At 36.7% G+C, this 12,582-nt stretch carries 10 protein-coding genes; 8 read left to right on the top strand and 2 right to left on the bottom strand.

Annotated elements, in window-relative coordinates; translation table 11 throughout:
• Positions 1 to 166 precede the first annotated feature (166 nt).
• From ACUNWD_RS20610 to ACUNWD_RS20620, 3 genes are all read left to right on the top strand, one after another.
• Positions 167 to 943 (top strand): hypothetical protein, encoded by a 777-nt coding sequence (locus ACUNWD_RS20610; protein WP_445589762.1) that lies wholly within the window; start codon positions 167 to 169, stop codon positions 941 to 943.
• Positions 944 to 1,110: 167 nt separating this feature from the next.
• Positions 1,111 to 1,710 carry a DUF6624 domain-containing protein gene (locus tag ACUNWD_RS20615; RefSeq protein WP_445589763.1) on the top strand — a complete coding sequence of 200 codons (600 nt, stop codon included), beginning with the start codon at positions 1,111 to 1,113 and terminating at the stop codon, positions 1,708 to 1,710.
• 248 nt (positions 1,711 to 1,958) lie between these two features.
• Complete coding sequence (locus ACUNWD_RS20620; protein WP_445589764.1) at positions 1,959 to 2,534, top strand: SRPBCC family protein; 576 nt, start codon at positions 1,959 to 1,961, stop codon at positions 2,532 to 2,534.
• Between the two features lie 125 nt (positions 2,535 to 2,659).
• Here the strand turns inward: ACUNWD_RS20620 and ACUNWD_RS20625 are convergent, their stop codons facing one another.
• On the bottom strand, positions 2,660 to 3,898 hold the full coding sequence (locus tag ACUNWD_RS20625) for an outer membrane protein assembly factor BamB family protein (protein WP_445589765.1): 1,239 nt from the start codon (positions 3,896 to 3,898) through the stop codon (positions 2,660 to 2,662).
• A 477-nt stretch (positions 3,899 to 4,375) separates the two neighbouring features.
• Between ACUNWD_RS20625 and ACUNWD_RS20630 the strand changes: the two genes are divergently transcribed.
• A complete protein-coding gene (locus tag ACUNWD_RS20630; protein ID WP_445589766.1) occupies positions 4,376 to 4,774 on the top strand; it encodes an RDD family protein in 399 nt (132 codons plus the stop codon).
• Positions 4,775 to 4,910: 136 nt separating this feature from the next.
• Entirely contained in the window at positions 4,911 to 7,676 is a 2,766-nt protein-coding gene (locus ACUNWD_RS20635; RefSeq protein ID WP_445589767.1) for a hypothetical protein, read from the top strand.
• 92 nt (positions 7,677 to 7,768) lie between these two features.
• Here ACUNWD_RS20635 and ACUNWD_RS20640 read toward each other — a convergent pair whose 3' ends face one another.
• Positions 7,769 to 10,414 carry a TonB-dependent receptor plug domain-containing protein gene (locus tag ACUNWD_RS20640; protein ID WP_445589768.1) on the bottom strand — a complete coding sequence of 882 codons (2,646 nt, stop codon included), beginning with the start codon at positions 10,412 to 10,414 and terminating at the stop codon, positions 7,769 to 7,771.
• A gap of 154 nt (positions 10,415 to 10,568) precedes the next feature.
• On the opposite strand from ACUNWD_RS20640, the gene ACUNWD_RS20645 reads away from it, so the two are divergent.
• Genes ACUNWD_RS20645 through ACUNWD_RS20655 form a run of 3 tightly spaced genes read left to right on the top strand, consistent with a single transcriptional unit; the run spans position 10,569 to position 12,427 of the window.
• Positions 10,569 to 11,048: a MarR family winged helix-turn-helix transcriptional regulator gene (locus ACUNWD_RS20645; RefSeq protein ID WP_445589769.1), complete on the top strand. Its 480-nt coding sequence runs from the start codon at positions 10,569 to 10,571 to the stop codon at positions 11,046 to 11,048.
• A gap of 11 nt (positions 11,049 to 11,059) precedes the next feature.
• Positions 11,060 to 11,737 (top strand): dihydrodipicolinate reductase C-terminal domain-containing protein, encoded by a 678-nt coding sequence (locus tag ACUNWD_RS20650; protein WP_445589770.1) that lies wholly within the window; start codon positions 11,060 to 11,062, stop codon positions 11,735 to 11,737.
• 48 nt (positions 11,738 to 11,785) lie between these two features.
• A complete protein-coding gene (locus ACUNWD_RS20655) occupies positions 11,786 to 12,427 on the top strand; it encodes an NAD(P)H-dependent oxidoreductase (RefSeq protein WP_445589771.1) in 642 nt (213 codons plus the stop codon).
• Positions 12,428 to 12,582 lie beyond the last annotated feature (155 nt).

A 12,582-nucleotide genomic window follows, 5' to 3' on the forward strand; every position in this document is an offset into this window, starting at 1 on the left:
TTTTTTTTTTTTTTTTTTTTTTTTTTTTTTTTTTTTTTTTTTTTTTTTTTTTTTTTTTTTTTTTTTTTTTTTTTTTTAGTGGCCCCCCCCCCCCCCCCCCCCCCCCCCCACGACCTCATTCCACAACCGGTAGCGCAAATTTAACAAGACCACCATTCAGCTAAATATGAATGATATAAATGAAGATTTTAAATATTTAAGAATAAACTTTAGAAAAAATGGGAAAATAATTGCAGAGGATGTGTTTAAGAGAGTGCATCCTGCATATCCCAAAAATACAAAGGAGATTTGTGTGTTCTGTAAATCCACATCTGGACTAACTCGAGAACATGTTTTTCCACAATGGGTTTTTGAAAACAATACTGACATTTCGATGATTTCTAGCGTTAATAACCAAACTCAAACATATCACAAAGCAGTAGTTCCAACATGTTCAACATGCAACAATGTAGCGCTTTCAAATATTGAAGAATGCATAATTAAAACATTAAAAATTATAGATTCGGAGGGCAATTGCACAAAAGACGATTTAAGCAATATCATTCGTTGGCTTGAAATTTTGGATTACAAATTACAAGTTAACGATTGCCGCAGAAAATATATCAAATATGGAAACTCTAAATATAGCAGAGAATTTGGAAAATTTCCTGTTGCAATGCTTCGTCACTTCTTTGAAATGAGTCCATTTAAAGCATATAATTTCCTGAGACAATCTCAAAATAGAATAACAATAAAAAGAAAACTTGAACGAATTGACTCATTATTAATATTTAAGCCAAAAATTTCAGAATTCAATTTTTTTAATTTACCGAATGAGCACATATTTTTAAATTTTCCAATGTTTAAAATCGCCATTTTCTATTTCTTTAGAAAGAGTCATAATAATGAGAAAGAAGCTTTAAATGAGGCCTATGAAATAATGACAAAAGTATTGAATGAATAAAAATCTACGCCTAACAAATTGTAAAATTCAGAACGGGTTTTGTGGTGTGAAGTGCACTGGATTCTCGCATCACAGTTCAGTTCTATAGGACACAGACACTCTTCAAAATCCTCAACGACGATTTACAAGTGACTGTTAGCGGGTTTAAACAAAACACAATTAGTAAAATGAATTACAAAGAAATCGCGAAAAAAATAATCGAACTAAAAAATGCCGATTTGGAATATCGTAAAATGCTAATTGAAAACGGACAACTTGGTAAAGGTTACGACGAAGAAATGGCGAAAATTCACACTGAGAATACAAAAATCCTAAATGAAATAATCGACACAATTGGTTACCCCACCACTGGCAAAGTGGGTAAAGAAGCGAGTGAGTCAGCCTGGATGGTGATACAACATTCAATCGCACAACCTGACTTTATGAGAAAATGTGCGGAACTGTTGAAAAATGCTGTTGCTGAAAATAAAGCAGACCAGAAAAATTTGGCTTATCTGACAGACCGAATAGCAGTATTTGAAGATAAGCCACAACTTTACGGAACGCAGTTTGATTGGGACATTAACGGAGAATTAACCCCTAATCATTTTGATGACTTGACAAAAGTCAACCAAAGACGAAAATCCATTGGACTTAATTCACTTGAAGAACAAACAGACATTATAAGAAAACAAGCGAAAAATGAGAATCAATCCCCACCTACAGATTTTGAAAAAAGGAAACGGGAGATTGAAAATTGGAAAAAAACTGTCGGCTGGATAAAATAAAAACAGCCTGTAGCAAAGTGCATATTGTATGGCAGGGTTTGGAGGTATGCCAACTGCACCCCGATACGTCGGGACTCGTATTGCAGTTTCGTCCTATCTGACGCTCACGGTCTTTGAAACCAGTTCTGCAACATATACTAATCGTTGTGTGTTAATTAACAAAAGACTGAATCAAAAAACATTAAATAAGTTAAAATGAGAACGAAAACTGGAGTTTTAATCTTATCAAGTTAATACTTTGTACTTGCATGAGCAAAACAAACAAAAATTCAGGACAAAAAAAGCAAAATAACGAAATGGAAAATCAGCGTATGGAAAATCAAAATAGCGAAGACACCTTTGTCATTAGCCATGTATTTGAAACGGATTCGCAAACCTTGTTTAATATGTGGATTACTCCTGAAATTTACACGAGCTGGATGGGGCCTTCAGGAGCAGATATGTCATTCCTAAACACTGACATTCAGGAAGGCGGAAGTGCACATTGGCAAATGACAACCCCCGACGGATTAACCAAGTATGGAAAATTACGCTATAAAACGATTAACCCGAATAGTGAATTGGTTTACGTGCAATACTTTTGCGACAAAGAGGGAAATTTTATCAAAGCCCCATTTTCAGCAACCTATCCCGACAGTTTACTTTTGTCGGTCAACTTTGTTCCGGATATAGATAATAAAGTAAAAATGACAGTTAAATGGGAAATATACGGGGAATCAACGGAAATAGAACGAAAAACTTTCAATGATATGAAACCCTTCATGGTAAAAGGTTGGGGAGAATCATTTGCTAAGATTGAAGTTTTATTGAATTCCAAAAAATAGATAAGAAAGCCGCTCAAACAACCATTAACATATCACAAAGTAGGTCAGTGTCATTAGCCTCCGCATTCCGAATATCCGGGACTTCGCAATATGCACAAACTATTAACTTTTAATTGAAACAAGTATTATTTATTTTCTCCGATACAAAACAAATGCTCTTCTCCCCTCAAGTATATTTTTCCGTTACTGATAGCAGGTGAGGCATTCATTCTTTCGCCAATCGCATTTTGTGCAACCATTTCGAATGTTGGACCAGGTTTAATAACTGTTATTATGCCTTCATCGTTGGGCATGTAAACAAGACCATCAGCTAAAACAGGCGAAGAATATTGCTTGCCAAGATTTTCTTCCCAAAGCGCATTCCCAGTGGCTACATCAATACAATACACCCTACCGTTGGTCATGGTTGAGAAAAGGTAATCATCTGTACATACAGGCGACGGAACGTAATAGGCTCCTTTTGTTGTGCGCCATACGACTTTAGTATCGGTAACATCACCTTCTCCGTCGGGACTAATAGCCAATAAATGGCGTTGCGGCCAAGCACTACTCACCAGTAACAATCCTGCCTTTTTATTGTACACAGGACTAGAACAAAAGTCCTCGGAAGGTCCGTTTACAAACCAATATTTCACCCCGTCGTCGGGGTTGTAAGAAGCAACCTCCTGATTTCCTAAAAAAATCATCTGCATCTTTCCAGCCAACTCCCTGATGATAGGTGTACTAAAACTATGGGCAGGTTTGTCGAAGGGTACTTTCCACAGAATACTGCCATCTTCACGGCTCATCGCAGCCATAAACGAATCCCCTTTACTATTGCCATTAATTATCACCTTGTCTTTATATAATATCGGTGAACAGCTGTAGCCATGGGGGCTTGAATAAGTTCCGGGGCGCTGCATCCACGCCTGATTACCAGAAAAATCATATGCTGCCACAACAACATCTTCACCATCCAGCAACGACAAATAAACCAATTTCCCATCTGTAACAGGTGTTCCTGAAGCATGGCTATTGTCGGGATGTTTGTTTTCCCATGCGCCTTTTAATACTACCTTCTGCCACAATAAATTCCCGTTTTCACTATCATAACAAAGCAGAACCTTCTCCTTTGTGGCAGGGAAAGCGGTCAACGTAAAAAGTTTGTCTTCCCAAATAATTGGAGAAGAATGCCCCACCCCAGGAATCTCACTTTTCCATAAAACATTGGATATTGTGTCCCACTCAACAGGCAAATTGGTTTCTAAACTTGTGCCATCTCCGTTTGGTCCACGCCACCCTGGCCAGTTTTGTCCGTGAGCATGAATAATAGAAGCAACAATAAGGAATAGGACAGTACAACCTGTAATTTTGAATTTGAACATACCTGCTTTAAGTCTAAATGATTAATCGGAACAATTGGTTTTCAACGCTAAGATACTTTTTACATTTTAAAATTATGGGTTATGCTAATAAGTATTTTTTCAATAAACAGGCAAGGGCTGTTTGATCATCGTAATTCAAAAGCAAGTATCATTAAAATCTTACTCAACTTATGTCTTTTGATACAAGTAACTATATTATGATGCGTGAATACTGTGTAAAAAGAAGATTACATATAACAATGAAAATTAAGCGAATAATCAACTATTGTTTAAATGAATAGTACCAAGTCTTAAATGATTTTGTTAACTTGTAGAAGTTTTTCACATAAATAGAAACACCCAAAATCATGAAAATAATTCCATCTCAAAATATGGCAGGTATACATAGCACATATGTGTCTTTACATATATGCTAGTGGCAATTGAAATCACATAAAAGCTCGCAAATCCCCCAAAGCATTCATTAAAAAAACGAATATGGACAATCAAAATTACCCGGGAGTTTCAACAAGAGTTAAAGCTGTTGTAACAGATTCAATCATTCTAGTTGTTTTCATGGTTGGAGTGGCGACCTTGTTTGAAAGTATTAAGAATGTTCCTGACGTTGCCAGGATAATCGCATTTGTTTTTATTTTTCTTCTATATGACCCTCTATTAACAAGTATACTGGGTGGAACAATTGGTCACATGATTTTTGGAATTAGAGTGAAACGAGAAACAAACCAAAATAAAAATATTCTTTTCCCTCTTGCTGTAATCAGATACGTAATTAAAGTTTCATTGGGATGGATTTCATTACTGACTGTATCTGGAAATAAAAAGGCAAAAGCAATCCACGACATACTCGTTAAATCAGTAGTTATCTATAAAGAATAAAAAAACGAAATGCCAACAGGTTTCAATATGAAAGGCGGATGTGATTTTGCCTATTGCTACAAAAGGCCATGAAGGTGGGAATTTATGAGATATTAGTAATTGTATTATGTTTGAAAATTCTGGAAAAATATATCAAATGAAATGCAACTATCCTACCTTTTTTGCTCAAGCCTTTCTATCCCTCGCATTGGTTTTATCTATACTACCTGAGACCGCCAAAGCGCAAGACAATAATTTCATTTATTCGAATGCAGCACATGCCGAGAAAATTTACCTGCAATTAGATGGAAAAATATATACCACAGGAGACATTATCTGGTTTAAAAGCATTGTTTCGAGCGCATATGACCATCAGCCTTCCAATTTAAGCAAGATCCTCTACGTTGAACTTATCGGGCCTGACGAAGCAGTCATCGAAAAGAAACTGGTTAAGATTGAAAACGGGATTGGACAAGGTTTTTTCTATTTAAATAAGGAATTATCCAAAGGGCTCTACCTGGTACGAGCCTATACTCTGTGGGACCTAAATTTTGGCACTAACTTTTTCTACAAAGAGTACATCCAGATTTTTAACTCAAAAGAGACCAGCGAAACTGAAAAACCGATAAGCAACATCGCACTTATTAAAGAGCAAAGCAATACAAATCATTTACAGGCGAGCCTTAATCCATTTGTTATCGATAGCCTCCACAAAAACAAGCTTACCGTCTTTGTTAGTCTCGACAACACAAAAGATACGCTGGTTATAAAAAAAGAAAAGGATAATGCCTACCGAATTGACTATCCTTTTGATGCAGAAAGTCAGTTTGCCACCCTGCAAATGAAAACGGCACATGGAAAACAATATTCACAAACCATCATTCTAAACAACGAATATCTCGATTTGCAGTTTTTCCCTGAAAGTGGAGAATTGGTGAAGGGCATATCGAGTAAAGTTGGATTTAAGGCACTGGATGCAAATGGGCAGGGAAAAAAGATTCAAGGTGATATTATTGATGAAAGAGACTCCATTATTACCTCGTTTAAAAGCAACTCTTTGGGAATGGGGAGCTTTAATTTAATAAAAGCTGATAACAGCAAAACATACTTTGCCCGACTGAAATCGCAAGCAGTCAAAAACCAACAGCTATTATATCCACTTCCTGCTATTGCTTCTGTTGGCAATGTGCTGAGCATTGAACAACGGGGAAACAACATCTCTATCATGGCGGCTTCAAACTACTTAATAAATGACAGTATTAACCTGCATATTTCTTTCAGGGGGGTAAACTATTACCAGGTAAAAGCAAAAATGAAAGCAGGTACCTTCAGACTTAAAATTCCTATTGAAGACCTTCCAGAGGGCATCGTTCTAATCAAGTTAATGGATAAATCCATGCAGCCTGTTGCCGAAAGGCTGTATTTTAACGAGCGTCCCGAAAGTCGAATCAATCTCGCTCTAGCCTCCGATAAAAACAGTTACGCAAAACGGGAATTGACCCAGCTGACAATTGAAGCCACTGATTCCGAACGGAAACCTGTAAATGCCAATTTATCATTACTGGTAATCAACAAGCAACAAATGGGGAAAATGCAACATACGCGTCAAAATATCCTGTCCTATTTTCTGCTTAATTCAGAATTAAGGGGAGAAATTGAGAATCCCGGTTTTTATTTCAGGAAAGATAGCTGTAATCACAATGATTTAGACGCCCTGATGCTAACCCAAGGTTGGAGAAAATACAACTATATAAAACCATTTAAAGAATTGAACTTCCAACCCGAGCAAAGCCTTACCGTTTCCGGTCAGGTGAAAAGCATGTTTTCTAACAAAGGCAGAAAAGAAGTGAATTTGACAATGATGACATTTGGCAAGACTAAATCAATTTATACACAAATAGTTGACAGTCTGGGAAAATTTAAATTCAACCTGAATGACGAATATGGACAAAATATGAATGTGCTGCTTCAAAGTGCAAAAAAGTCAGGAAAGAATATGAATTACGAAATTTCGCTGGATGAGAAAAAGTCACCAACGATAAGCTTTAATCATACCAAAACTGTAGAAAAAATAGACAGTGTTGTGAGTGTTTTCGTTGAAAAAAATAAGGAACGAAGGAAGATTGATGAGGCATTTCCTCTGCAATCAGGGAATATTCTTATTGAAGAGGTTGAAGTGACCGGCTACCAACTTACGCCAAACCGCAAAAAAGTTATGGAAAGGTATGGAGAACCAACAGAGGTAATTGATGGAAAAGATATTCTGGCCAAAGAAGAAAAATGGTCGTATGGATTATACAGCGTACTATTATTCAATTTTCCTGATAAAGTGAGAATTAACAGGCATCCGGATGGAAATTTGTATGCTAAAGTTATGGGCTCAGACATAACCTTAGTGGTAATTGACGGCATACCTGTGAAATATTATGAATATCCGCTTATCCCAAATATTCCAACCAGCGAGGTTAGTAGTTTTGAAATAATTAAGTGTGCTAGTAATTTTATAAGCCTGTATCTGGAAGCAACCAATAGCATAATGCCTCCTGATGGAATCATGTGTGGTAGTGTTATTGCGATATACACCCATGGAGGCAAAGGGATTTATGGTGCAAACAAACCAGCAGGATTATCGCAAACCTCAGTACCTGTATTCTCTGCCCCTCGTGAATTTTATGCACCGAAATACGACCACATCCAAGCCGATGATTGGAGCAAACCAGATTTGAGGGCCTTAATTGATTGGCACCCCATATTAAAGACTGATAGTCTGGGAAAAGCATCTACATCTTTTTATAATGCAGACAATACTGGAGAAATGATTATAGTAGTAGAAGCGATTTCGGAAAATGGAGAAATTGGTTATCAGGAGCTGGAATACAATGTTGATGGAAAAGATAAAATAATTATTGTTGATAGAAAATAAGTACGAAACAATCAACAGTAACCAAACCACCATGCAGTATAACAAAGAAGAAGCGATTGAATCCAATCGCTTCTTCTTTGCTTTTTGTTATCTTATTCTGGCTCTCTTCGTAACTTTCCAACATACCTGCAGATGTCTCCCCTATCCGTGATACCTTCGAGAATATAGGTATAATTGGTATTCGGATCGGCTGCATAAAACTGAATGGATGCAGCTCCTGATTCGTCAACAATTACATTGGGTTGCCAATAGACTGTTGATCGCACATCCGGTTCCCTTGAATTTCGGATAGAATCGACCTCATATTTGGGCACATAAAATTCGCTTGGCTTCTGGTAACCAAGGGGTGCATATTTAACCACTCCGTTCAATTTATAAGTAAAATCTCCACCCTCTTTAAGGTTAATTAAAATAACACCCCCCAATCCGCCACCACCTTGACTGTACAAAGCAGCACCGGCGCCTTTTATCACAACAATTTTATCAATATCCTTTGAACTAATATTTGAAAGAGACGACATATCTGTTTCCATTCCATCAACATAGATTTCGGCAGGAGTAGCAGACCCTTGAAGAAAAACCTGGTCGTTTTTGCTAAAGACACCCGACATGGTTTTTACAATAAAATCTGCCATTTGCTCAATCGGGAACTTTTCAGCTAAAGCTTCCTGGTCTAAAACCGTGCTCGACATTCCATATTTAACCATGTCGTTTTTCCGTTTATCAGTCGCTTTCACCACAAATTCATCCAATAAAATCATCCTGCCCTCTCCTTCATAATAAAGCCTTTCTTCCGCGTTATGGAGCAAACTATCTGACAATTGACTGACTTTTGCAGGCAACAAACCGTCATTCGAAAAGGAAGGAAATGAATCTTTATCAATCTTAATAAAACCCGCAGGCTCCTGCTTTATTTTAGTGTACTTCTGCGACTGAATTGTGAACACCGTGCTATCGGGAAAATCCAACTCTTCAAACAAAAAATTTCCATTTTCATCCGCTTTGGTTTCCACCGATATAAGTGGATTAACAGCCAAAGCAGTAATAGGCGTATCTTTTTGTTTTCCCAACAGCGTAGATTCATAAACTCCGGAAATGGTTTGTCCCACTTCTAAAAAATGCTTGGGCTTTTCAAGCTTATTATTAATGACATCACCAATATCAAATCGCTGCCATCCCTGCGTCAACATCAGTAAATCCAGGTAATGGTTTGTATCGTAGTTGTTATTTAAAAAATAAAATGCAGGATCTTCAATATTTCCTTTCAAATCCGAAGTCAATAATAAGTTCGAATAAATATTGTCAGCTAACGAATCTGTTTCAACAACCATATCATCAGTTACCGATATCGAAAAATCTCCTTTTCTTAATAGGCTGTCCTTTTTCTCAAGATTAAGTGAAAGCGTCACTAACTCTCGTTTTTGGTAGTTTGGTTTATCAGGCTCAACGGTCAATTCAACTGGAGCGTCTTTCTTCACAAATGCCAAACGACTGGAAACTGGCTTCATATTTCCATCAACTAATACAAAATGAATAACCCCATCCGGCAAATTTTCAATTGGAATGTTGTATTGTAACTGATCAACCAGCTGCGTGAAAATTAAATTTTCGCATGAATGGGCGACAATGTAAAAAGGTTTAGGAAGATCTTTCCCCCGTGCTCGTATTTGAAGTTGCAGAAAACTATTAAAGCTTTTTACGGACAATGCAGCACCTTCCAATACCGCAGTTGGCAGCGTAAAACTCTTTTCTACTCCTTTTGAATCGGTTGCAATTAATTGATATTCCGCCCCAGGTAATGGTCGAATGTTGAAAGCTCCCATTCCGCGATGTTCACTTTTAACTTTTGCAATAGTATCTGTTCCATTCTGAAGAATATAACCAGAAATTTCAGTTGAAAAACCATCGTGAGCAATCGCTTTAAAAGCCACATTATTTTCCTTTCCTGCAAGAAAAACACCTCCCTCTGAAAAGAATTGCAAATCAAAATCGTCTTCATTTATTGAAGGAAGGAAGAATTTATTGGAATACTCAGTTGGGCTATTTTCAAAAGTAACCTTGATATATTGACTTTTCAGCTGTTGATTTTTCCGCTCAAAATCGAATGTAATTTTTCCATCGGGGCCTGTTTTCCTTTTAAATGTTTCCAGTTGATCTTCATCCAATTTCACGGTACAGATGATTCCTGTTTTCTCTATGGCCTTGCCTGCCTTATCAAAGAAACCTACAACTGCAGTAGTTTTCCCATCTTCATTTGTTTCGTATTCAATTTGTGAAATAACATCGCTTGGTTGAAAATTTACAACATGGATTATCTTTTTGAAAAGCAAATCGGAATCGTTGTTTAACATCCAGGTTGTATAGGCTCTAATGGTATATTCACCTTCCTGAAGTTCAGTTTCCAATTTTATATTTCCGGCAAATATGCCGTCTTGCTTCTTAATTTTCTTCCGGGCAATCAGCTTCTCCGACTTATCAAAAAGTTCGACATAAATAAACCGGCTCCACGCGAAAGGTGCATGCATAGTTGCCGTAACCAGGTAACCTTTAAACCAAATTGTTGCACCAGAACTATAGGTGGCCTTGTCTAAATGCAAGTATAACTTTTCCATAGGGGGATTCGCTTGCATTTTTGAAAATTCAGCATTGATTACATTCACCGAATCCTGGCAATAAGTTTTTGAACTAAAAGATATAAACGATAAGAAAATGACAAATTGGAGAAATACTTGTTTCATAGCTAGGGTTAAAATTTCGACAAGTTTACCATAACATTTAATCAATTCAAAGCATATTAAGTTTTTTTAAAACTAAATTAACCAAGAGTTGAAGATTACCAATCTCCAGAATATTTTGTTTCCACGGAAACCATTATTATATATCTTTGCATCCATGAAAACCAGCAAAGATCACATGCTTACTAAAAATGAATTTGGCTCTATAATCATTGGGAAATTAATGAATATTGGGGGTGTTCTGGAGCGTGAAGGAAATCGCTTATTATCACCCTATCAGCTAAACCAACAACAGTTTTCAATCTTATTTGAAATCGCGAAAGCCAAAGAAGTACGCCAAAAAAATATGGTCAACCGCCTCCTACTCGAAAAGGCACACGTCTCAAAAGTGGTAAAAAAACTGCAAACCATGGAATTGATAGATGTCGTTCCACTGCCTGAAGATAAACGTTCTGCACTGTTGTCGCTAACCCCTAAAGGGCAAAAAATAATTACCGAGTGTCAGGAAGTTTTTGCAAAATGGAAAAAAGAATGTTTAGATCATTTTGACGACGAAGAGTTGACTCAACTACTGGAAAGCGTTGAAAAACTGCAAAGAGCATTCTTGAATAAATATTTGAAAAACGGAATCCAATAAAAATTGTAACGATGAAAATAGTTGTAGTAGGCTCTGGGAAATTGGCAAATGCTATATTAACGTCTAATCTATCACTTCAATCTTGTGAAATCATTAAATGGGACTCGGTTCACCAATCGTTAAATGAAAAGGCAATTATTGTACATGCAGGTTCAGGGAGACAATTAGAGGAATGTTTCACTTTCTGTTCACGCACAAAATCGGTATTTATTGAGCTATCAACCGGTCTCGGAACCGAAAATACAACTACTGATTTTCCATTGATTGTTTGTCCAAATACTTCGATCCTGGTATTGAAAGCTCTTTTGATGTTGAAAGCAAATGCCGGGCTTTTTGAGAATTATGATATTTCAATTATTGAATCGCATCAATCAACAAAAATAACCGAAGCTGGCACGGCATATGCTTTTGCGAATGCGTTAAAGTTTCCACCAGATAAAATTGTATCAATCCGAAATCCTGAAATTCAACAACAAAACGTTGGAATACCCAAAGAGTACCTCGATAAGCATGCCTATCACAAAATAGTAATCAAAGATGGAGATGATGAAATTGTAATTGAGACGAAAGTTTTGGGACACAACTCGTACGCTGCAGGAGTGGAAAAGATAATTAAAATGGTTTTAAACACTAATTTGGAATCTAAAATTTATACGATTCTGGACTTAATTGAAAATAATATGCTGTAAAATTGTAGCGTTACAATTTACATTTCAAACAACAAGCAATTATATAAAATGAAAGCATTAATAATACTCGCACATCCGGATAAAAATAGTTTTAATCACGCAATTGCTGATACCTGCAGGAAAACCTTATTAAAAAACGGACATTCAGTTATTTTTCATGATTTGTATGCTGAGAAATTCAATGCAATCATCAACCATGAAGAATTTCCAAAGGATGCGCCCATCGATAAATCCGTTGAAGAGCATTGTCAGGATTTAGCTACGTGTGACGGCATTATCGTTATACATCCGAACTGGTGGGGACAGCCACCTGCAATCATGAAAGGCTGGATTGATCGAATAATTAGGCCCGGAGTTGCATATGAATTTGAAGAAGGCGATAGCGGAGAAGGTGTTCCAATTGGTCTACTTAAAGCAAATACCGGGATTGTTTTTAATACCTCAAATACTAGCGAGGAAAGGGAAAACAAGCTATTTAAAGACCCACTTGAAACGATTTGGAAAAATTGCATTTTTGATTTTTGCGGAGTGAAAGATTTTGTTCGAAGGATGTTTAGAACTATTATCACGAGTGATTTACAGCAACGACAAACATGGCTCTCTGAAGTTGAACAGATCATTGAAACGAAATTTGGCGAATCAACAGCCCAAGCAAAAATAGAGGCTGATAAATCTTTGATCCAAGAATAAAAAACATTGCTCCAGAATGTTCACATTTAAACGTGCCCCATACACCACAAAATACATTGTATAAGTATTGATAATAACAAAAGAGGCCGTCTCAAAACAAGTTTTTGGGACGTTTTTTTTTTCTTTCTCATTTGGTTTTTTCCTGGTTCTATTTT

The sequence above is a fragment of the Sunxiuqinia sp. A32 genome (assembly GCF_052690465.1).